Consider the following 22,275-nt stretch of genomic DNA (forward strand, 5'->3'; position numbering starts at 1 on the left):
CGCCGGCTCTCGACACAGATATGCCTTCTCCCGGTATTCGCCCGGTGCAGGCTCTGGTGTCGACGGATCTCCTTCCGCCTCAACCTGCCCCACGCGAAGCTGCACGACCCTATACGGTGTCGCGCCTTTTCGGGCGTGTCCTTCTGGGTGTCTGGCTGGCGGTTTTCGTCGGTCTCGGCATGCTCATCGTCGGCGGGTTCGATCCGGAGAAATTCCAGCGTTATGGGCCAGGATACATCTCAGGCCTCGGCGTCACGCTTGGGCTCGTCTCGACATCCATCGTGCTCGGCGCGCTTCTTTCCCTGCCGGTCGCGCTCGGTCGCATGTCGAAGAACAAGATCGCGAACTGGATCGCCTATGTGTACGTCTACTTCTTTCGCGGCACGCCCGTCATCATGCAGCTCTTCCTCATCTATTACGGCCTCGGAAGCTTCCGCCCGCAATTGACGGAGATCGGGCTCTGGTGGTTCTTCCGAGAGGCGTGGTACTGTGCCCTGCTGACATTCGTTCTGAACACGGCAGCGTATCAGGCGGAGATCCTGCGCGGGGCGATCGAGAGTGTACCTCGCGGCCAGCGTGAAGGTGCGGCGTCGCTCGGCCTGTCGCAACGCGTGGCCTTCTTCAAGATCATCCTTCCGCAGGCCATGATCGTCGCGCTTCGCCCTTATGGCAACGAGATCATCCTGATGATCAAGGCCTCCGCCATTGTCGCCATCGTCACCGTCTTCGACCTGATGGGCGAAACCCGCCGCGCCTTCTCCCGGACCTTCGACTATCAAACCTATCTCTGGGCTGCGATCTTCTACCTCATCATGGTCGAAGCGCTGCGCAATCTCTGGGTCTGGCTTGAGAACCGACTGACCCGCCATCTCAAGCGATAAACGCCAGAAACTGGCAGCACTCCTGACGCCTTGCTGCCAAACCTCTGTTGTAAAACGATAATCTTCTGTCACGCGACTGTCATTAAGACTTGCTTAACCATTCGGGCGCTTCATTCTAGAGACCGTCATTCAGCAAAGATGAGGTTTCGCATGGCATCTGACATGGAACTGCAGCTGAAAGGGTACGGCCTCACGACGGCCGAGATCCTCTACCGTATGCCCGATCGACAGGTGATCCTGCAGAGCTATATCTGGCAGCACTACGATCTGGCGCCCAACTTCCCGGAAATGAAACGCTTCCTGAAGTTCTGGCAGGAGACGCTCGATGGGCCGCTTCACTCGGTGCGGTATGTTCATCGAAAGCTGATTTCGGCCGGAGACTGGCGCGCGTTGAAGGGCGAGTTCATCATCAACTGATGTCTCCCTGATGCGGCTTCGCGCAGGCTTCGCGGCGGTGGAACGGGATTGCCATTCGGCAATGCCCATCCTACAAAGCCACCATGCAAAAGAAGATCGACGAAGAAGCCTTGGCTGAGGCCTATAACCGCGCTCTCGCGCTCGAAAAATCCGGCGATGTCGAGGCAGCGGTCGCTGCCTACAAGGATGTGCTGGCCCTTGATCCGAAGGATCATGGTGGGGCTGCCGTACGCATCGCCTCCATGGGACGCGGCGAGACGCCCGACAAGGCGTCTGACGCCTATGTCACGACCCTGTTCGATCAGCATGCCGATGTGTTCGAGGACGTGCTCGTGGAACAGCTCGGTTATTCCGTGCCGATGATGGTGCGCCAGCGCCTCCAGAGCCTCGGGCTGGGGCCATTCAAGAGCCTGCTCGATCTCGGCTGCGGCACCGGATTGACCGGCGGCGCGCTGCGCGACATGGCCGAAAACCTGGCCGGCGTGGATCTCTCGGAGAACATGATCGAGATCGCGCATGAGAAGGATCTCTACGACGCGCTCTATGTCGGTGAAGCCGTCGATTTTCTCGAGGACAATGATGACGGTCCGTTCGACCTGGTGACGGCGACGGATGTCCTGCCTTACCTTGGCGGCCTGGAAGCGCTGTTCTTCGCAGCGGCAGAGACCATGGAGCCCGGTGGGTTGTTCATCTTCTCGAGCGAGACGTTGCCCGACGACGTCTTCGCCGGCCGCCGTTTCATGGTCGGTCCGCACCAGCGATTCGCGCATAGTCGTGAGTACGTGCTCGAACGGCTTGAAGCGACAGGTTTCGATCTGGTCGATCTGACGGATATCGTCGTGCGCATGGAAGACGGCGCACCGATTGCCGGTCATCTGGTCGTGGCGCGGCTGCGCAAACCGTCCTGATCCGACGCTATCATCTACCTATTGCCTGAGGAGAGCCCCATGGCCAAAGTCGCCTTCATCGGTCTCGGTGTCATGGGGTTTCCCATGGCGCGTCATCTCGCCGTCAAGGGCGGTCATGAGCTGACCGTCTATAACCGGACAGCTGCAAAAGCTGACACGTGGGTATCGGAAAACGGTGGCCGAGCCGCTGCAACCCCGGCCGAAGCGGCTCACGAAGCAGACTTCGTGTTCTGCTGCGTCGGCAACGATGATGATCTGCGCTCCGTGACCACCGGCAAGGACGGCGCCTTCGAAACACTAAGGACCGGCGCGATCTTCATCGACAATACCACGGCCTCCGCCGAGGTCGCCCGGGAACTGGACGCGGCAGCGCGAGCTAGTGGCGCGCATTTCATCGACGCTCCGGTGTCCGGTGGGCAGGCGGGCGCGGAGAACGGCGTTCTCACCGTCATGTGCGGCGGCGACCCTGAGGTATTCGAAAGGGCGCGGCCGATCATCGATTCCTATGCCCGCATGGTCGGACTGATGGGCCCCGCCGGCAGCGGTCAACTGACGAAGATGGTCAACCAGATCTGCATTGCAGGCCTCGTTCAGGGACTGGCCGAAGCCGTTCATTTCGGGAAGAGCGCCGGGCTCGACATGGAAGCCGTGGTGGATGTGATCTCCAAGGGAGCCGCCGGTTCCTGGCAGATGGAAAACCGCCACAAGACCATGATCTCCGGCAAATACGACTTCGGCTTTGCCGTCGACTGGATGCGCAAGGACCTCGACATCGTGCTGACCGAAGCCCGTCGTAACGGTGCAAAGCTTCCGGTCACCGCGCTTGTCGATCAGTTCTATGGCGACGTGCAGGCAATGGGTGGCAAGCGCTGGGATACATCATCGCTTCTTGCCCGGCTGGAGAAGAAATAGGCGCGCGCCGGCGCCTATATCCACGGCGATATCGACAGAAGGTCAGTCCTCCTGGGATTTCGCCTGTTCCAGGATCATGTAGTCCAGCGGCATCTGCGTCGTGTACTTGATCTGCTCCATGGCAAAAGCCGAGGACACATCGCGAATCTCGATCTTGGCGATCAATCGCTTGTAGAAAGCGTCATAAGCCGCGATATCCGGCACCACCACGCGCAGCAGATAATCGACATCACCGCTCATCCGGTAAAGCTCGACCACTTCAGGAAATTCTCCGACGACCTCCGAGAAGCGCCTCAACCACTCGATGGAGTGGGCATTGGTGCGAATCGACACGAAGACGGTGACCTTTGTGTTGATTTTTGCCGGATCGAGCAGGGCGACACGGCCACGGATCACGCCCTCTTCTTCCATCTTCTGGATGCGCCGCCAGCACGGCGTTGTCGACAGGCCGACCTTTTTTGCCAGATCGGCAACGGCGAGTGTCGAATCTTCCTGCAGAAGTCGCAGGATCTTGCGATCGAGACGATCCATTTCAATAGCCCCCTTCGAATATTATTTCCTCTATAGCGTCAAAAAGGGCCAATGCCAGAGTGAATTCTCAAGATAACCGCAATGCAATTTCACTGCGGAGCACGGGCAGCAATTCGGATTCGAACCACGGATTCCGTTTCAGCCACGGTGTGTTGCGCCAGCTCGGGTGCGGAAGGGGCAACAGCTTCGGGCCCTCCTCCCGCTCGAATGTCCGTCGCCAGTCCGCCACCGTTGCCGTCATCGAGGCCTGCCGCGTCGTGCCAAGATGATAGGCCTGCGCATAGGCGCCGATGACGAGAATGAGGGAAGCATTCGGCACGGCAGCGAGCGCCGTCTCTCGCCAGACAGGCGCGCATTCGCGCCGTGGAGGAATATCGCCACCATGCCTGTCGTAACCGGGGAAGCAGAACCCCATGGGAACGATCGCGAAATTGTCCGGATCGTAGAAGGTCGGCCTATCCACGCCTAGCCAGTCTCGCAGCCGGTTTCCGGAGGGGTCGTCAAAGGGGATGCCGCTGACATGCGCTCGCATGCCAGGAGCCTGACTGGCGATGAGAATGCGCGCCTTCGTCGAAAGGACGAATATCGGCCTCGGCTCATGCGGCAGCGGCGCACCGAAGGCCGGCGCATCGCGACAGATGCGGCAAGCGGAAATCGTTCGCGAGAGTTGATCGATGTCGTCTGTGGTCGGTGTCAGCGGGATGTCCATGCGGTCTCGATACGGCGCAGCAGCGTCTTGATCCAATCCATGTCGATATGGGGCGTCTCGACCATTCCGCCATGGCGAGCGCGCCAGTCGCGCGGCTGATCGAAGGTGCCGCCCCAGAGACCTGCCTGGCGGGAGCGCGCATCGGCCTCCTCCGTCTCGTAGTCTCCAAAAGCCACAGCGAAGCCGTCACCGACCATACGGGCATTGAGGTCCTCCCGCCCGGCCGAGCAGACCGCGAGCTTCCGGCCATAGCGGTCATCCGCATGGCCTTCACACGCGACAGCAGCCTTGCCGATGAGACGCGCCAGGTGCCGTCGCGCCTCCTGCCCGCACTCCCAGTTCTCGCCACCGCGCTCGCAAATCTGCGCCCTCTCGGGCGCATCGATGCCGATGAGGCGAATACGATCCCGCCCGATGGCCAGCGTATCGCCATCTACCACGCGTGGCTGGCCGGTCACTTGAACGCCGCCGCCATCGGAGAGGCGGCTGGCAGCCAGCCAGACGAGCCCAAGGAACAGGATCGTCAACAGACCGTCCCGGACGAGCGACCGCTGTCGGCCTACCATGGAAAACACGATGAAATTCGGCTGCTGGAAAGAGCGCCGACCGACGGCAGGAAGCAAGTTCTTAACAATTCTTACCTAGAATCCTTTTGGTATCCGTCAGACTTTCCGGACAAGATGAATCAGGGCGTCAGCACATCGACCGACAAGATCATTGTCGACAAATCGCGCAGCCATCGCAACAAGGCTGTGTCGAAAACCGTGCGCGCGAATCGCGAACGCCTGCAATCGGGTCCCTCGAACGGTTCCGGCTTCGACAAGGAAATGCTGTCCCTTTACATCGCGTCCGCCCTGCAGGGCGCAGCGGCGATGCCGATTCTCCTGATGATGGTCGCCGCCGGCGGGCTGTACCTGACGGAGAACATGCAGATCGTCGGTTGGTTGATCGTCGCTCTCCTGGTCCATGCACTGGGGCTCCTTGCAGCCCAGCGGGCCCGACGTAAGGACCTGACGCCTGAAGCCGTCATCTACTGGCGTCGCCGGTTTCTGGTCATACAGGGGCTGATGGGCGTTGTATGGGCGCTGTTCCTCCTGCAGGATTGCCAGTCCTGCGCGCCGCGGGATTTCGGATTGTACAAGGGCCTTGCCCTTCTCGTGGCTCTCGCCGCCACTGCCATCGCAACGATGCTGTTGCGCTATGCACTGATCGTCACTTTCGTCCCCTGCGTCGCCCTTCTGACGGGCACCGCCATCATGGCAGGACGCGGTGATCTCGTTGCGCTCGCCGTGGTCCTGTCCACCTCGCTCGCCTTTCTCGTCTACATGACGACGCGCATGCGTCGCGCCAATATCCAGATCCTCTCCGTTCAGGCCGAAAAGGACGATCTGATCGCGGAACTGGAGGTGGCAAAGTCCATGTCGGACGAGGCGCGCCGGCGGGCGGAAGAAGCCAATCTGGCGAAATCGCGCTTCCTCGCCTCCATGTCGCACGAGTTGCGAACGCCGCTGAACGCCATTCTAGGCTTCTCCGAGGTTATGTTCACCGAGGTCATGGGCCCGCTGAACAATCCGACCTATAAAGAGTATACCGGTGATATCCATCGCTCCGGCAAGCACCTTCTCGATCTCATCAATGAGATCCTCGACCTCTCCCGTATCGAAGCCGGCCGTTACGACCTGAACGAAGAAGCCATCCTGCTTGCGGAGATCACCGAGGACTGCATCGGCATGGTGCAGTTGCGCGCCCGCACGAAAAGCATCACGATTACCGAACAGTTCGAGCACGGCATGCCTGCCGTCTGGGTAGACGAAAAGGCGATGCGACAGGTGACGCTGAACCTGCTGTCAAATGCCGTAAAGTTCACCCCGCAGGGCGGTCAGATCTCAGTCAAGGTCGGGTGGACAGCTGGTGGCGGGCAGTATCTGTCCATCAAGGATAATGGTCCGGGCATTCCGGAAGAAGAGATTCCGGTCGTTCTCTCGGCTTTCGGGCAAGGGTCGATCGCCATCAAGAGCGCCGAACAGGGAACTGGCCTCGGCTTGCCGATCGTGCAGGCCATCCTTGCCAAACATGATGGCGAGTTCATCCTGCGCTCCAAACTGCGTGAGGGGACCGAGGTCATCGCCATCCTGCCGGCACGCCGTGTGTTGCAGACGGTGGCCGCCGTGCAGGAAACCGCCGCCGTGGCGCGGCGTCGCAAGAGCTTCGCCTGATCAAGCCTTGTGAATAACGTCAGACGGGCAGGGCGTGTCCCTGCCCCACCACCTCGATCGCAACCGTCTCGCCCGGTGCCGCAACATCAAAGCCCGAGACGCGCAGTTCGAGAACGGTGCGCGCAGCGCCCTCGCCCACCTCCACCGTCAAACGGCAGAGACCGCCACCGAACTCGCTATCGAGCACCCGCGCCCGTGCACCCTTCACCAGCTCGGCTTCGCCAAGACCGAGCCAGCGGATGCGCAACTGTTCCGGACGGAGCATCACGAGCGACGTCGAGGCCGTGTCGGACGAGCCCTTTTCGACCGATCCGACAGGAAGAGTACCGAGAACGGTTTCCGCCTGTCCTGCGGTAACGATCGCGTCCAGAAGAACGGCGTCGCCCAGAAAAAGCGCCGTTTGCCGGTCTACAGGGCAGCGGTAAAGCGATTGCGGGCTACCGGCCTGAACGAGCCGGCCTTCCCGGAACACGGCGACATGATCGGCGAAGGACAACGCTTCACCTTGATCGTGGGTCACGAGAATGGACGTCGTTCCCGACGCAGCGAGGATACGCGCGACGGTGCGGCGCATCGTGTCACGCAGCCCGGTGTCGAGGGCTGAAAACGGCTCGTCGAGCAGCATCAGCCGGGGTTCTAGCGCCAGGGCACGCGCGAGCGCCACACGTTGCTGCTGGCCGCCTGAAAGTTGATGCGGGCGCCGCGAGAGCATCTCCGCATCGAGTTCTACGGTCGACATCAGCTCGGCAATGCGCTTATCACGGCCCTCCTGCCGTTTCGGAAGGCCGAAGCCGATATTCTCACCGACCGTGAGATGCGGAAACAGGGCGCCGTCCTGCGAGACGATGCCGATGCCGCGCTTATGGGCGGGCACATGGATGCCCTCGGCTGCGAGCACCGCTCCTTCCAGCGTGATGCGGCCGGCTGTGGGCCTCTCAAAACCGGCGATCAGTTTGAGCAGCGTGGTCTTGCCGGATCCGGACGGCCCCACGATCGCGGTTCGCGCGCCGGCGGGAACGACGAGCGAAACGTCGATCAGCGCGCGGGCATCGCGGCCGTAGGTCTTGCTGATGGATTCGATGGACAGAAGGCTCATGCGGCGCTCCCGCTTGCGCGACTGGATTGACGGTGGAGGATCAGCGTCAGCGGCAGGGAGAGAAGGACCATCATCAGCGCATAGGGTGCGGCAGCCACATAATCGATCTCGCTCGTCAGCGACCAGAACTTGGTAGCAAGCGTCTCGACGCCTGTCGGCGAGAGCATGAGCGTGGCCGTGAGTTCGTTGGTGATGCCGAGCGCCACCAAGGCTGTGCTGGCCGCTGCCCCGGGCGCGGCGAGGCGCATCGTCGTTACGCGAACGGCCTGGAAGGGTGCGCGGCCGAGAGCCATCGCAGCGCGTTCAAGCTCGACCGGTGCCTGCGCAATGCTCGCCCGCAGCGCCACCAGAGCGCGCGGAAGGAACAGAAGACCATAGGCAAGCAGGAGCGTCGCGAATGTCTGGTAGAGCGGCAGGACAAGCCGCACGGTAATCGTGACCAGCGCCAGCGCCACGACCACGCCCGGGAGGGAGCCGACATAGTAGTGGCAGGCTTCCAGCACCCGCTGCAGGCGGCCGGGTGCGCGAACAGAGAGCCACGCCATAGGCGCTGCGGCAACCGTCGTCAGCATGCCGCCCATGACGGCGAGGAGGACGGTCTGAAGCACGGCATTGCCCACCGTCTGCAACGGCCAGATCTCCAGCCCGCCGATCACCAGCCACCGCGTGAGCGTCGTGAACGGCACGCCGATGGCGAGCGCGGCAGTTGCAAGGTTCAGCGCCAATGCTGGCCATACCCAAGTCCCGAGCGCGTGGCGCGTGACCATGCGCGGCGCGCCCGAGCCAACCCGGGCATAGCGCTCGCCGCCCCGTGCCAGCGCTTCGGTGCCCAACAGCGCCAGACAACAGAGGACGAGGACGCCGGAGAGCATGTTGGCGGCAGGCCCGTTGAAAGCCGACTGGAATTGATCGACGATCGCGGTCGAAAACGTGTCGAACCGTATCATGACGAAAAGCCCGTACTCGGCCAGAAGATGCAGGCCCACGAGCAGGCTGCCGCCGCAGATCGCGACCCGCAATTGCGGCAGGACGGCCCGGAGGAAGACACGCAGAGGGCTGAGGCCGAGCGATGCCGCTGCATCCTCGATGGCGGGATCCAGCCTCCGCAGCTGCGCGGCTACCGGCAAATAGAGGAACGGGAAGTAGGCGAGCACCGAGACGAGCACGCCGCCACTGAGGCCCTTGAGTCCGGGAACAAGGCTGATCCACGCATAGGAATGAACGAAGGCCGGAACCGCAAGCGGGGCGACGGCAAGCCAGGCCCAAAGCCGCGCGAACGGCAGGTCCGTGCGCTCCGTCAGCCAGGCAAGCGCGACGGCCAGCACGATGGTGAGCGGCACGGTGGCGGCTTCGAGAAGCGCGGTGTTGATGAGGAGATCGCCGACACGCCCGCGAAAGACGAGGGCAACCACCTGATCCCACCCCGTCTGAACCGTGACGATGGTGACGAAACCGAGCGGAATGAGGCTGACCAGTGCCACGAGCAAGGCCGGCAGCGTCACCAGGGGATATGCGACATGCGCTCGCCGACCCGACGTCAGACGACCGGGCGTCACGCCCGGTGAGACAGCGAAGGACTTGGCATCGGCATGCGGCACGTTTGGCGCCTTTGTACGGAATGGAAGATGCGCGCCTCCTGCAAGGAAGCGCGCACGGGTCGCGATGACCTATTGCGGTGATTGTGGATGAAATCAATCCAGAATCTTCACGCGAACGTCATGTTGCGTCGACGTGACGCCGGGACGGCGATCAAAGGATGCCGGCAGCCGTCATCAGGTCGGTGACCGACTTGCTGTTCAACGACTGCGGATCGACCTTCGGATAGTCCAGCGTGGAAAGCGCCGGCAGGGCTGCGTTGGATTCGGCGTCCTTGGACACGGCGTACTCGAAGGAGGCGCCATCGCGCAGAACCGCCTGCCCGCCCTTGCCCGTCAACCATTTCAGGAAGGCCTGAGCCTCGGTCTTGTGCTGGCTGGATGCGAGGACGCCGCCGCCGGAGATGCTGACGAAGGCGCCCGGATCCTGGTTCTTGAAGAAGTGCAGAGCGACGTTCTTGCTGTTCTCGCCGGTCTTCGCCTGATCGCCGAAGTAGTAGTAATGGTAGATCACGGCACCTTCGACCTCACCGGCATTCACCGCCTTCATGGCGGTCGAATTGCCCTTGTAGGCCGTGAAGTTCGTCTTCATCGCGGCGAGCCATTCCTTGGTGGCGGCTTCGCCCTTCAGCGCCAGAAGCGCGCTGACGATCGCCTGGAAGTCGGCGCCGGCGGGGGATGCAGCCCAGCGGCCCTTCCACGCGGGATCGGCGAGGTCGAGCAGCGACTTCGGCAGCTTGTCCTCGGTCAGCTTCGTCTTGTCGTAGGCAAAGACGGTGGAGCGTGCGGCGACGCCGACCCAGTGGCCATTGGATGGCTGAAAGGTTTCAGGAACCTGCGCAAGCGTATCCTTGGCGACAGGTTCGAACAGATCCGCCTGATCGACCAGCGACATGGCCGGCGAATTCTCGGTGAGGAAGACGTCTGCCGGAGATGCGGCACCCTCCTGCACGATCTGGTTGGCGAACTCCATGTCGCTGCCCTTGCGCAACGTCACCTTGATACCGGTTTCCTTGGTGAAGGCTTCGGCCCAGGCAACGCCGAGGCTCTCGTGCTGGGCATTGTAGATGACGATGCCTGCGGATTCGGATTGGGCGAGCGCGGGGTTCATCGCGGCCAGAAGAGCAGTCGCGGCAACCAAGCCAGCGGCGCAAACGGAAATTCTCATAACGACCTCCTCGGAGTGCCCGGACGATGCGCCCGGTAGAGGCGGTATAGGTAACTTGAACCTGAAGGTCAACTTTAGAAGCGTTTGCTTTCTTGCGCTTTTTCGAAAGAAGAAGCACCTCTCGGTATCTTCTGCGATCACATCCGCGTCATCAAAGTCCGGTCAACGGCATGTCGGTCACGACATGCGAGAGGAACACGACATAGAATGCGTAGCCGGCATTGGCGAGGATCAGACACAGGCAGGCAAGCGAGCCAAGGTCCTTGGCGTTGCGGCCCATCTCAGAGATCTCCGGCGAAACGCGATCGACGATTTCCTCAATCGCCGTGTTCAGCGCTTCGAAGGCAATCATCAGCAGGAACAGCAGCATCATCGCAACGTACTGGAACAGTGTTGCGTCGCTGATGGCGAATGCCAGCATCGCCACGGCGAAGCCGATCAGCTCCTGACGAAACGCAGCTTCGCCAAGAAGGCGCCGTGCTCCACCCAGCGAGTAAGTGGCGGCTGCGAAAAAGTGCTGAAAGCCAGTCAACTTTTGCGGCAACTTTTGGCGCGGCAGCTTCTGGCCCGCCTTCTGGGTCGGCTTTCGCTCCTGCATGCGCAGCGTATTCCTGTTCATCTCAGCTTCTTGCCACGCAGGGCGCAAAAGCGTCCAGTTCGCGATTGTAGACATCCGTCTGGATGTTCATCATGCCGAGCACCGTATGAAACAGGTTGTCGTGCGACATGGCCGCATCCGAATAGGCGAGAAGGCACTTCGTATCAAGCCCCATGGTTCGTGCGTAGGACGGCGAGAACCAGGATATGAAGGGAACATGCGTCTGCTCCTTCGGCGCGATCGCATAGGGCGCACCATGAAGGTAGATGCCGTTTTCCCCGAGCGATTCGCCATGGTCCGACATGTAGATCATGGCTCCGGCCACGGTGTTTTCGTGCTTTGCCAGCAGCTTGGCCACGCTGGCGAGGATATGATCGGTGTAGAGGATCGAATTGTCGTAGGCGTTGACGATCTCGTCATGTGAGCAGTTCATCAGCTCGTCCGTGCGGCAATCCGGCGTGAAACGCCTGAAATTTTCAGGGTAGCGGCCGAAATAGCCGGGACCGTGGCTGCCCAGCTGATGGAGCACGATCACCGTATCGTGTTTCGTCGTGGCGAGTTTGCTGTCGAGGCCATCGAGGAAGATACCGTCCAGGCATTCACCTTCGTGACAGAGCGGACTGTTCTGGCGACCATTGATGGCAGCGTAATCAATCAGCTTGGCAATGCCTTTGCTGCCTGTGTTGTTGTCCCACCACGAAACGTTCACGCCGGCATGCGTCAGGACATCGACGAGGTTCTGGCGCGTATGCGCCTTGCTCTCGCTATATTCCGTGCGTCGATAGCCGGAGAACATGCACGGCAGTGACACAGCCGTTGCCGTGCCGCAACTGGTCGTGTTGGTGAAATTCACCACGCCGAGCGCCTTGAGCTCAGGATTCGTTTCCCTGTTGTAGCCATCCAGCGAGAAGCTCGCAGCACGTGCGGTTTCCCCGGCAACAACCACGACGACCACCGGCTTCTTCTCCGCGACGAGCCGATCCCCCGCCCGGGCGTCCGTGCCGAAGGGGGCCACGACAGCATCGACCTCCTTGTAGGCGGACAGTGCGAACCGCACGGCCGATGATAGCGGCGCGGCAGGATTGAAGACGTTCAGTACCTCCTTGCGTTCGCGGGCGACGAAAGCGATGGCGGCATAATTATAGCCGATGAGAACCAGCGCGACGGCAAATGCCGGAACGATCAGCGCGAGGTTTCGCAAAGCTTTTTGCAGGAACGGCCGGTGACGGATGTGGACGAGGCCGATCATGACGGCCGGCAGGATGGCGAAGACGAGAATATGAAATGCAAAGCGCGGCGTCAGCAGGTGACCCGCCTCTGCACCCGTCGTCACGAAGGCGCTCTCCACCATCTCCTTGTCCACAACGATGCCGTAGGTGTCGGTGAAGTAGGATGCAATGCCGGCGACGAGAACGCAGAGAATAAGAACCGGCTTGATGACGTAGCGCACTGACAGTGTCACGAGGGCGCAGATTGTCAGAAGGGATATCGCCGCCGAAAAAGCGAGCAGGCTTGTCTTATTGGAGGAGAACGCCGCAGCAGTGCGGCTCCAGAAGGTGATGTTGGTGGCGACGAGCAGATATGCCGACACGATAAGGGTCAGCGGAATGCTGCCAATCTCAGGCCTAAGAGGCTTGGGGATTTTCAAAGGGTTACTCCCGTCAGAACGCCGGCGGGAACCCGTCAGGCTAAGCTGACGAAGTGGTAGAGCCGAAATCCTGTCGGGAAACTGTCAGAAGGAGATGCCCTCGTCCGGAGGGGCGAGCGGGTCGGGCGCCAATGTACATGGCGCCCGTTTCTATTCCCAGTCTTCCGCGGCGGGCTTCTGACCTTGCCCGAGACGACGCTCAAGTTCGGCCGCTTCCGTTTCCGTCAGGCGCAGATCGAGCCGGATGCCGCCATCTTCGAGATCCTCGCGATGATCGACAACCGCATGCTCGTAGAGCCAAGGCAGGAGTTGAAGGCGATCGACGGGCAACGTGACCGTCGTTTCCATCATCACGCCGGAAAGACGACGATTGATGTCCTGCATGAGGGCATCGACCCCCTCGCCCGTCACCGCCGAGACGGTGACGGTGTTCGGCGTATGCGCTGCCTTTTCGAGCATCGCCGCATGCGGCTCTTTTTCCAGCCGGTCGATCTTGTTCCAGACCTCCAGCAGGCGCTCCGTGCGGGCCTTTTCGTCGATGCCGAGATCCTCGAGAATGCGCTCGACATCTTCGGACTGGGCGGCGTGATCCGGGTCCGAGACATCCCGGACATGCAGGATCAGATCGGCTTCCAGCACCTCTTCGAGCGTGGCGCGGAATGCCGCCACGAGGTGCGTCGGCAGGTCCGAGATGAAACCGACGGTGTCGGAAAGGATGACGGTGCGGCCCTGCGGCAGCTTCATCCGGCGCAGCGTCGGGTCGAGGGTGGCAAACAGCATGTCCTCGGCCAGCACGCCGGCGCCGGTAATGCGGTTGAAAAGCGTCGACTTGCCGGCATTGGTGTAACCGACGAGGGCGACGATGGGATGCGGCACCTTGCGGCGCTTGGAGCGATGCAGCTGGCGTGTGCGACGCACCTGCTCCAGCTCCTTCTCCAGCTTGATGATCTTGTCCTGAAGCTGGCGGCGGTCGGCCTCGATCTGCGTCTCACCCGGGCCGCCCATGAAGCCCGCGCCACCGCGCTGGCGTTCAAGGTGGGTCCAGCTGCGAACCAGACGCCCCTTCTGATAGTTCAGATGCGCCAGATCGACCTGCAGCGTGCCTTCCTTGGTGGATGCACGACGGCCGAAAATCTCGAGAATGAGGCCCGTACGGTCGATGACCTTGGCGTTCCATTCCTTCTCGAGATTGCGCTGCTGCACAGGCGTCAGCGGGTGATCCATGATGACGAGGCCGGCATCCTGGGTATCCAGCAGATGGCCGATCTCTTCGATCTTGCCGCTGCCGAGCAACGTTCCGGGCTTGGGCTGTGCGACAGGAACGACCAGCCCCTGCACGACGGAAAGATCGATGGCGCGTGCCAGACCGATCGTTTCCTCGAGACGCGCCTCGTCCGAGCGAACCGAATGCGGCTGCTCGGCGTGTTGCCGCCCGGTTTTCTTGACGACCGGGACGATGACCAGCGCCCGCATGTCGTCACGGTGCTTTTCGGTCTCGGGAATGATGCTGTCTGGGGTATCGTTGTGTTTTGTGATGGCTTCAGTCCGGTGTTCAGGAGGCGGATTCTTCGCTCTCGAACATCTGCATGGGCTGGCCCGGCATGATGGTCGAGATGGCGTGCTTGTAAACGAGCTGGGAGTGCCCGTCGCGCCGCAGCAGCACGCAGAAATTATCGAATGAGGTAACGACGCCCGTCAGCTTGACGCCATTGATGAGGAAGATGGTAAGTGAAATCTTCTGCTTGCGAACCGTATTGAGAAAAAGGTCCTGCAGGTTCTGAGAACGTTCCGCCATAGCGCCGCTTCTTTCTTTATTGCCGGTTCGAAAACAACCGGTTGATACGTCTGTAAATCGAGAGTTGCCCCGGGCGTCTGCCCCTCAGACGCTGCGGAATCTGGTATCGCATCAAGGTCTCTTTCGCAATGTCGAAAAAGCCTGCGCGACGTTTCCGTGACACTGCGAGGCGACATGCGTCTTGGCGCTACACGCCAAGCGACTTCAGTTTGCGGTGCAAGGCCGAGCGCTCCATGCCCACGAACTCGGCAGTCCGCGAGATGTTTCCGCCAAAACGATTGATCTGCGCAATCAGATAATCCCGCTCGAACATTTCGCGCGCCTCGCGCAACGGCAGCGTCATGATATGCTGGTCGCCCTGGGCCGAGATCTTCGGCAGGCTGTCGCCCACTTCTGTCGGCAGCATATCGGCCGAGATGACGGTGTCGGGGCCATCGGAACGCGCAAGGATCATCAAGCGCTCGATATTGTTGCGCAACTGGCGGATATTGCCCGGCCAGCTATGAGCCTGCAGGACCGCCAGCGCGTCGTCGCCGATCTTGCGCGAGCGGATGCCCGCCTGCTCGCTGATCTGACGCATGAACATATCGACCAGAAACGGAATGTCCTCCCGGCGATCGGCAAGCGCCGGCACGCGGACGGGAATGACAGCCAGCCGGTGGTAGAGGTCCTCGCGAAACGCGCCCTCGGCAATCAGGCTTTCGAGGTTATAGGCGGTAGAGGAGATGATGCGGACATCCACCTTGACGCGCTTCGACCCCCCGACACGCTCGAACTGCTGGTCCACGAGCACGCGCAGGATCTTGTTCTGCGTCTCGCGCGGCATCTCCCCGATTTCATCAAGATAGAGCATACCGCCATGCGCTTCCTCCAGCGCGCCGGTCTTGCGCGGCTGGCCGGGCGTTCCCTCCGTGCCGAACAGGGCGATTTCCATGCGGTCAGGCGTGATGGCCGCTGCGTTCAGCGCCACGAAGGGTCCGGCAGCACGGGCCGACTTCTTGTGAATCATCCGTGCCACAAGCTCCTTGCCGGAGCCGGACGGACCGTGGATCATGATGCGGCTGTTGGTCGGCGCGACCTTTTCGATAGTCTGGCGCAGCTGTGAGACGGCGACGGACGTGCCGATCAGTTCGACCGGATCGCCGGAGCGCTTCTTGAGCTCCGTCACCTCGCGCTTGAGCTTGGAGTTTTCCAGCGCTCGCTCCGCAATCAGGATCAGGCGGTCCGCCTTGAAGGGCTTTTCGATGAAATCATAGGCCCCGCGACGGATCGCCGAAACGGCGGTCTCGATGTTGCCGTGGCCGGAAATCATGACGACGGGCAAGTCCGGGTGCCGGCTCTTGATCTCGTCCAGCAGGGAAAGGCCATCGAGGCGACTGCCCTGCATCCAGATATCGAGGAAGACGAGGCGCGGCACACGGTCGGAAATCGCCGCCAGCGCGCTGTCGCTGTCGAACGCCATGCGCGTTTCATATCCTTCATCGGACAGGATGCCGGAGACGATCTCGCGAATGTCCTGTTCGTCGTCTACAACCAGAATATCAGCGGCCATCGGTCATTTCCTTGCTTTGTCTGTCGTCGTCTTCGTGTTCCGCATGGCTGGAGGCGGATTGCCTTGAGCCGGCATCCGCCATGCCTGCGGGCGGCCCCCCTGGGCCCGGGCGATCTCGCTCCGCCTCGGCAATGATCGCCGGCGGGAGAATGATGCGGATCATCGCACCGTGGCCCTGATCGAAATCGGGCGGTGCATCATGCAATTCGAGATGCCCGCCGTGGTCCTCGATGATCTTCTTGACGATGGCGAGGCCGAGGCCTGTGCCCTTCTCGCGCATCGTCATGTACGGCTCGAGAATCCGGTGACGGTTCTCCGTCGGCAGGCCCTTGCCGTTGTCGATGATATCGACCACGTAGGTGCCACTCTTCTCGTTGAGGCGAGAGCGGATCATGATCTTCAGCTCGTCGCGCTCGGCATCGGCTGGCAGCGCCTCGATGGATTCCACCGCATTCTTGACGATGTTTCCGAACGCCTGCCCCAGCATGCGTCCGTCGAACGAACCATCCAGCGGATCGTCGCCGAAGTCGCGAATGAACTGGATATCGTTCGTTCCCATCTCCCGCAGGAAGACGGCATCCTTGAGGATCGCGCGGAGGTCGGAGCGCTCCTTCGTCGGCTTCGGCATGCGCGCGAAAGACGAGAACTCATCGACCATGCGGCCGATATCCTCGACCTGCCGGACGATCGTATCCGTGCACTGGTCGAAGACGGCGCGGTCATCAGGGTCGATCTGCTTGCCGTAGCGACGCTTCAGGCGCTCCGCCGAGAGCTGGATCGGCGTCAGCGGGTTCTTGATCTCGTGCGCGATGCGACGCGCGACATCGGCCCAGGCAGTCGAGCGCTGCGCGATGACGAGGTCGGTGATGTCATCCAGGGTAATGACATAGGACTCGACCGTGTCGATGGCCTCCTCGCGCGTCACCTGAACGTTCAGCGTGCGCTCCTTGCCGTTGCGCATGATGTTGATCTGTTTACGAAAGTCATTTCGCGGCCTGGATATCGCCTCGGTGAGAACGTCATCGATCTCGGGCGCGACATCTGCCAGCCGCTCGCCGACGATGTCAAAGGTGGGACGAGACAGGAAGACTTCCGTCGAAGGGTTGGCAATGGTGATGCGTCGATCGTCCTCGACACCGATGACCGCAGCCGTCACGCCCGACAGCACGGCCTCGATGAAGCGACGGCGGTTATCCATCTCGTCCTTGGCTTCAAGCAGCTGGTGCTGCTGGGTGCGGATCTCCACGATCATCTTGTTGAAGGTGCGCGAAAGGCTTCCGACATCGCCATCGACCGTATGGACCGGCACGACGACATTCAGATTGCCGGAGGCGACGCTGTCGGCGGCACCGATCAGCAGGCGGATGGGCCGGACGATCCGGTCGGCGACGGCGATAGCCGCCCAGATCGCAGCCAGCAGAACGATGAGCGCGAAGCCGAGATAGAGGACCCCGAAGGCGACCTGTAGCGAAGTGCGACCGGCGGCGAGGTTACGGTACTCCGCAACGTTCTCCTCCATCAGCCGCATGGAGTTCATCACCTTGGGATCGACCGTCCGCACGGTGTAGAGGAAAGCGCCCTCGATGTTGTCGAGCGGAATGATGGCGCCGACGAGATTGGTCACGCCCGGCGGAATGAGCGTCGGCTGACCGGAGACCGTGCTTGCCAGCGCATCCACGGGGATAGCCGGCAACGGCCGGTCGGTCGGAATGTTGGCCTGGAGGATCGCGGAGCCATCCGCCCGCACGAGGAACGCACCGAGCATGCCCCGCGCCCGCGCCTGCCGCGTCATCAGATCCACGAAGCCGGTGCGATCGAGACTGTAGAGCTGGCGATTACGCTCGAGATCGGTCGCCATCGACGCGGTCTGCCCCTGAAGGTAGCTCGCATTTTCCAGCACATAGGCCTGGGCGACATCGATGGAGGAGCGCACGATGGCCTGTGTTCGCAACGAGAACCATCGATCAAGGCCGACATCGAGCGTGATCGAGGCGAAGATGGCAACAAGAATGGCAGGGGTGATGGCGACGATCGAAAACAACGCGACGATGCGGACATGCAACCGTGCCGCCGCCCTGCCCTTGTTGCGGGCGCGGAGCAGCCGCATGATCTCGCGGCCGATGAGGTAGATGAGGCCGATAACGAAGAGCGCATTGATCGCTGCGGAAGCGATGACGATATTCGTCTCCGGCTTGATGGGCGTCAGGCCCAGCAGCACAAGCAGGGAGATGATCGCGCAGGCAAGCGCACCCGAGGCCAGCACGAGACCTGGCAGTGCGAAAGCAGCGCGGCGATCCGTGCCTTTGCCCGCTTCGTCCTTTGCCAATGGCAGTATCAGCCCTTCGGCCATGCACATTCCACCCACTGACGGTGCCCGAAGAAAACGGTCCCGCTTATCCGGGTATCTCAGCGATCCCGGACCTCGCCCGATGACAATGAAGCCTTGCACCAACGTGATGGCGAGTCGGCTTCCATGTGTCATCCAAGCAACACAATGTGGCGTAAATGCAACGGTATGGAAAGGGTGTCAAGCGTTGCGCGAACTGCGATACACGGAGACACCGAGTTCACGGATCTTCTTGCGCAGCGTATTGCGGTTGAGCCCCAGAAGATCCGCGGCCTTGATCTGGTTGCCGCGTGTCGCCGTAAGAGCGGCCAGAATCAGCGGATATTCCATCTCCGCGAGCACGCGGTCATAGAGCCCGGATGGCGGCAGGCCATCGCCGAAGCCCGCGAAATACTGGCGCATGTTCTCCTCGACCGCCTGAGAGATCGACATCGGCCCGGACCGTCCGCTTGCCTTTTCGATCGGGCTGTCGGGGATGTCGGAACGCAACTCGCTCTCGATGATTTCCCGGCTGATGACTTCCTGCGGATAGAGTGCCGTCAGGCGGCGGACGACGTTCTCCAGTTCGCGCACATTGCCCGGCCAGGGGTGAGACTTCATCAGTTCCAGCGCTTCCTGCTCGAAGCGCTTGACGTCGAGACCCTCCTTCTCGGCCATCTGGACGAAGTGACGGACAAGATCGGGAATGTCCTCTGCCCGGTCGCGCAGCGGCGGCAGGCGCAGCGGAACGACATTGAGGCGATAATACAGATCCTCGCGGAAGAGGCCCTGGTTGATCGATTGCTTCAGGTCCTTGTTGGTAGCTGCAACGATCCGAACGTCGGAGCGGATCGGCGTGCGCCCGCCAACCGTCGTATATTCGCCCTGCTGCAGCACCCGCAAAAGCCGCGTCTGCGCATCCATCGGCATGTCGCCGATTTCATCGAGAAACAGCGTGCCGCCCTCGGCCTGCTCGAACCGGCCGGTAGACCTGTTCTGCGCGCCGGTAAAAGCGCCCTTCTCGTGGCCGAAGAGCTCCGACTCGATCAGGTCGCGCGGAATGGCGGCCATGTTGATCGCGACGAAGGGGCCGTTGCGGCGCTTGCCGTAATCATGCAACGCCCGTGCCACCAGCTCCTTGCCCGTGCCCGACTCGCCCGTGATCATCAGGGTCAGGTCCGTCTGCATAAGGCGGGCGAGCACGCGGTAGATTTCCTGCATGGCAGCGGAGCGGCCAACCAGCGGCATGCCGTCCTGCGTGTCGTCGTCCATCTTGGCGGGCTTGCGCTTGGGTTCCGCCAGCGCCCGGCCGATGATGGCGATCAGTTCGGTGAGATCGAAGGGTTTCGGAAGATAGTCGTACGCGCCTTTTTCCGAAGCCTTGATGGCGGTCATAAAGGTGTTCTGTGCGCTCATGACGAGAACCGGCAGCTCGGGTCGGGCCTTCTTGATGCGCGGCAACAGGTCGAATGCGTTCTCATCCGGCATGATGACATCGGTCAGTACCAGATCGCCGTCGCCGGCCGAAATCCAGCGCCAGAGGGTTGCGGCATTGGAGGTGATGCGGACATCATAACCAGCGCGGCTCAGCGCCTGGTTCAGCACCGTGCGGATGGCTGCGTCGTCGTCAGCAACGAGAATCGTGGCGCCAGTCATCGGGTCTTCCCTTTTACAGCAATGGGTTCGGGGTCCTCGGCGGTCGGTCCTTTCGACGCAGGCATGAGGACACGAAATGTCGTTCGGTTGGTCTGGCTGTCACATTCGACGATGCCGCCATGACCGCCAATAATCTTTGCGACCAGCGCGAGACCAAGGCCCGAGCCGTTGGTCTTCGTGGTGATGAAGGGGTCGAACAGGTGCGGCACGAGATCGGCGGGCACGCCCGGACCATTGTCATGCACACAGAATTCCAGTGGCAGCGAGATCTTCTCCCGCGTGCCGGCAACCGAAAGCCGGATGCCGGGGCGGTAAGCGGTGGTCAGCATGATCTCGCCGTCCGGCTTGTCGCCGATGGCCTCTGCCGCGTTCTTCACGAGGTTCAGGAATACCTGCACAAGCTGGTCGCGATTGGCATAGACCGGCGGCAGCGAGGGGTCGTAATTCTCCGTGATGCGGATGCGGCGCGCGAAACCCGCCCGCGCCACAGCCTTCACGTGGTCGAGAATCGAATGGATATTGACCGGGTGCCGGTCCACAGGGCGCTCGTCGGAGAACACCTCCATGCGATCGACCAGCGAGACGATACGGTCGGTCTCGTCGCAGATCAGCCGGGTCAGCGCCCGATCCTCGTCGTTGACGGAGCTTTCCAGCAGCTGCGCGGCGCCGCGAATACCGGACAACGGGTTCTTGATCTCGTGCGCCAGCATGGAGGCAAGGCCCGTCACCGAACGGGCGGCGGCGCGGTGCGTCAACTGCCGGTCGATCTTGTCGGCCATGGAGCGTTCCTGGAAGACGATGACGACGCAGCCAGGCTCCGAAAGCACGGGCGCGACGTAGAGGTCGACAAGCTTGTCGGCACCGAGCCTCGGCGACGAGAGATCGACCCTATACTCGTTCACCGCGGCCTTCCGCTCCCGAACCTGATCGATCAGCGTCAGCAGCGGACTGCCGAAGGGAATGAAGGTGCTGATGTCATGACGGGCCAGATAGTTGGCGCTGGCACCAAAGAAGGCCTCGGCTTCCCAGTTGGCGAAGGTCACCAGCCCGGTCTCGTTGACAAGGACGACCGGGTTCTGGATCGCGTTCAGCACCGCCATCGGCAACACGCTCTTCGTGTCGTCGGTTATTTTGCCGCTCATGCTGCCATCGTCCTTTCATCCGCTGTCTCGCCGTCCCGAAGAAGCTCGAGAAGACCCGAAAGCGCCGCCTTGTGATCCGTCGCCGTCAACACGGATGCCTTGCGATGCCCGGGAGCACCTGCGGCGAACCTATCGATGTACCAGCCGAGATGTTTTCGCGCGTGGCGAAGTCCCGTCTCCATGCCATAGAAGGCGAGCATCATCTCGTAATGCTCTGATATCACATCAAGACGCGCCTGCCCTTCCGGCTCGGAACAGGCACCGGCCAGCACGCCCGCATGCCACGGACGCCCCTGACAGGCACGCCCGGTCATGACAGCGTCGGCACCCGAGCGCTTGAGGATTTCCGTCGCGTCCTCCAGCGTCGAGACGTCGCCATTGGCTACCAGCGGCAGAGAGATTGCATCGCGCACGGCGCGGATCGCGTCCCAATCCGCGTGGCCCTTGTAGAACTGCATGCGCGTGCGACCGTGGATCGTCACCATGCGGATGCCGGCCGCCTCTGCGCGGCGCGCGATCTCCGGCGCGTTCATCGTCGTCTCGTCCCAGCCGAGCCGCATCTTCAACGTCACGGGGACATCGACAGCGCGAACCGTCGCCTCGATCAGCGACAGCGCGTGATCCGGATCCCGCATCAGCGCCGAGCCGGAATATCCGCCGATGACCTTCTTCGCTGGACACCCCATGTTGATATCGATCACGTCGGCGCCGTTTGCGGCGGAGATCTTCGCAGCCTCTGCCATCCAGTGCGCTTCGCGGCCGGCCAGCTGCACCATATGCGGCGTGATGCCTGCATTTTTCAGCCGCGCCCAACTCTCGCCTGCATTGCAAGCCAGCTCGCGGCTTGCTACCATCTCGGTCACGACGAGGCCTGCGCCGTAGCGCCATGCCAGCTGCCTGAACGGCAGGTCGGTCACGCCGGACATGGGCGCGAGCACCACGCGGTTGCGAAACGACATCCCTTCGATCGCGAAGGGCGATGACAATGTCGGAATCTGCAAGTGATTATCTTTCAGGCACATGGTTTTTCTGCACTATTTTTAGACATAGATATCGCCAATGCCAAGCGCTTTCGCACGACATCCGTAATTTTCCTTCTTCGCCTGCCGGTCTGGCTGGCAAAGC

20 protein-coding genes are annotated in these 22,275 nt (G+C 61.7%); 5 read left to right on the plus strand and 15 right to left on the minus strand.

What is annotated here, in order from left to right; all coding sequences use genetic code 11:
* Nucleotides 1-20 precede the first annotated feature (20 nt).
* The 4 genes from BSG19_RS10370 (at nt 21) to BSG19_RS10385 (ending at nt 3,118) form a co-directional block, all read left to right on the plus strand.
* The gene (locus BSG19_RS10370; protein WP_092988438.1) at nt 21-881 is read left to right on the plus strand and encodes an ABC transporter permease; all 861 of its coding nucleotides are present in this window, start codon (nt 21-23) and stop codon (nt 879-881) included.
* 150 nt (nt 882-1,031) lie between these two features.
* The gene (locus BSG19_RS10375) at nt 1,032-1,298 is read left to right on the plus strand and encodes an usg protein (RefSeq protein WP_092987642.1); all 267 of its coding nucleotides are present in this window, start codon (nt 1,032-1,034) and stop codon (nt 1,296-1,298) included.
* Between the two features lie 83 nt (nt 1,299-1,381).
* A complete protein-coding gene (locus BSG19_RS10380; protein WP_092987643.1) occupies nt 1,382-2,206 on the plus strand; it encodes a class I SAM-dependent methyltransferase in 825 nt (274 codons plus the stop codon).
* Nucleotides 2,207-2,245: 39 nt separating this feature from the next.
* A complete protein-coding gene (locus BSG19_RS10385) occupies nt 2,246-3,118 on the plus strand; it encodes an NAD(P)-dependent oxidoreductase (RefSeq protein WP_092987644.1) in 873 nt (290 codons plus the stop codon).
* A 42-nt stretch (nt 3,119-3,160) separates the two neighbouring features.
* Here the strand turns inward: BSG19_RS10385 and BSG19_RS10390 are convergent, their stop codons facing one another.
* The 3 genes from BSG19_RS10390 to BSG19_RS10400 form a co-directional block, all read right to left on the minus strand.
* Complete coding sequence (locus BSG19_RS10390) at nt 3,161-3,649, minus strand: Lrp/AsnC family transcriptional regulator (protein ID WP_062596499.1); 489 nt, start codon at nt 3,647-3,649, stop codon at nt 3,161-3,163.
* Between the two features lie 67 nt (nt 3,650-3,716).
* Entirely contained in the window at nt 3,717-4,358 is a 642-nt protein-coding gene (locus tag BSG19_RS10395; protein ID WP_092987645.1) for a uracil-DNA glycosylase family protein, read from the minus strand.
* The gene (locus BSG19_RS10400) at nt 4,343-4,885 is read right to left on the minus strand and encodes a thermonuclease family protein (RefSeq protein ID WP_244529199.1); all 543 of its coding nucleotides are present in this window, start codon (nt 4,883-4,885) and stop codon (nt 4,343-4,345) included. The genes BSG19_RS10395 and BSG19_RS10400 overlap by 16 nt, the downstream gene beginning before the upstream one ends.
* Nucleotides 4,886-5,038: 153 nt before the next feature.
* On the opposite strand from BSG19_RS10400, the gene BSG19_RS10405 reads away from it, so the two are divergent.
* Entirely contained in the window at nt 5,039-6,574 is a 1,536-nt protein-coding gene (locus BSG19_RS10405; RefSeq protein WP_092987646.1) for a sensor histidine kinase, read from the plus strand.
* A 19-nt stretch (nt 6,575-6,593) separates the two neighbouring features.
* Here the strand turns inward: BSG19_RS10405 and BSG19_RS10410 are convergent, their stop codons facing one another.
* The 12 genes from BSG19_RS10410 to dusB all read right to left on the minus strand — a co-directional run bounded on the left by BSG19_RS10410 (nt 6,594) and on the right by dusB (nt 22,172).
* Complete coding sequence (locus tag BSG19_RS10410) at nt 6,594-7,670, minus strand: ABC transporter ATP-binding protein (RefSeq protein ID WP_092987647.1); 1,077 nt, start codon at nt 7,668-7,670, stop codon at nt 6,594-6,596.
* Nucleotides 7,667-9,211: an ABC transporter permease gene (locus tag BSG19_RS10415; protein WP_244529233.1), complete on the minus strand. Its 1,545-nt coding sequence runs from the start codon at nt 9,209-9,211 to the stop codon at nt 7,667-7,669. Before BSG19_RS10415 ends, BSG19_RS10410 begins: the two co-directional genes overlap by 4 nt.
* Before the next feature lie 208 nt (nt 9,212-9,419).
* Nucleotides 9,420-10,433 carry an iron ABC transporter substrate-binding protein gene (locus BSG19_RS10420; protein WP_092987649.1) on the minus strand — a complete coding sequence of 338 codons (1,014 nt, stop codon included), beginning with the start codon at nt 10,431-10,433 and terminating at the stop codon, nt 9,420-9,422.
* 151 nt (nt 10,434-10,584) lie between these two features.
* Complete coding sequence (locus BSG19_RS10425; RefSeq protein WP_092988440.1) at nt 10,585-11,031, minus strand: diacylglycerol kinase; 447 nt, start codon at nt 11,029-11,031, stop codon at nt 10,585-10,587.
* Between the two features lie 22 nt (nt 11,032-11,053).
* Nucleotides 11,054-12,679: a phosphoethanolamine transferase gene (locus BSG19_RS10430; RefSeq protein ID WP_092987650.1), complete on the minus strand. Its 1,626-nt coding sequence runs from the start codon at nt 12,677-12,679 to the stop codon at nt 11,054-11,056.
* Between the two features lie 150 nt (nt 12,680-12,829).
* Nucleotides 12,830-14,152 (minus strand): GTPase HflX, encoded by a 1,323-nt coding sequence (hflX, locus tag BSG19_RS10435; RefSeq protein ID WP_092987651.1) that lies wholly within the window; start codon nt 14,150-14,152, stop codon nt 12,830-12,832.
* 79 nt (nt 14,153-14,231) lie between these two features.
* Nucleotides 14,232-14,474: an RNA chaperone Hfq gene (gene hfq, locus BSG19_RS10440; RefSeq protein ID WP_018325164.1), complete on the minus strand. Its 243-nt coding sequence runs from the start codon at nt 14,472-14,474 to the stop codon at nt 14,232-14,234.
* A 187-nt stretch (nt 14,475-14,661) separates the two neighbouring features.
* Nucleotides 14,662-16,026: a nitrogen assimilation response regulator NtrX gene (locus BSG19_RS10445; protein ID WP_092987652.1), complete on the minus strand. Its 1,365-nt coding sequence runs from the start codon at nt 16,024-16,026 to the stop codon at nt 14,662-14,664.
* Nucleotides 16,016-18,376 (minus strand): sensor histidine kinase NtrY-like, encoded by a 2,361-nt coding sequence (locus BSG19_RS10450; protein ID WP_092987653.1) that lies wholly within the window; start codon nt 18,374-18,376, stop codon nt 16,016-16,018. Before BSG19_RS10450 ends, BSG19_RS10445 begins: the two co-directional genes overlap by 11 nt.
* A gap of 177 nt (nt 18,377-18,553) precedes the next feature.
* Nucleotides 18,554-20,008, minus strand: coding sequence for a nitrogen regulation protein NR(I) (gene ntrC / locus BSG19_RS10455; RefSeq protein ID WP_092987654.1), 1,455 nt, complete (start codon nt 20,006-20,008; stop codon nt 18,554-18,556).
* Nucleotides 20,005-21,150 carry a two-component system sensor histidine kinase NtrB gene (locus tag BSG19_RS10460; protein WP_092987655.1) on the minus strand — a complete coding sequence of 382 codons (1,146 nt, stop codon included), beginning with the start codon at nt 21,148-21,150 and terminating at the stop codon, nt 20,005-20,007. Before BSG19_RS10460 ends, ntrC begins: the two co-directional genes overlap by 4 nt.
* A complete protein-coding gene (gene dusB / locus BSG19_RS10465) occupies nt 21,147-22,172 on the minus strand; it encodes a tRNA dihydrouridine synthase DusB (protein WP_092987656.1) in 1,026 nt (341 codons plus the stop codon). Before dusB ends, BSG19_RS10460 begins: the two co-directional genes overlap by 4 nt.
* Nucleotides 22,173-22,275: the final 103 nt, after the last annotated feature.

The sequence above is a fragment of the Rhizobium sp. NFR03 genome, assembly GCF_900111275.1.
In the GTDB taxonomy this organism is placed as follows: Bacteria; Pseudomonadota; Alphaproteobacteria; order Rhizobiales; family Rhizobiaceae; genus Ferranicluibacter.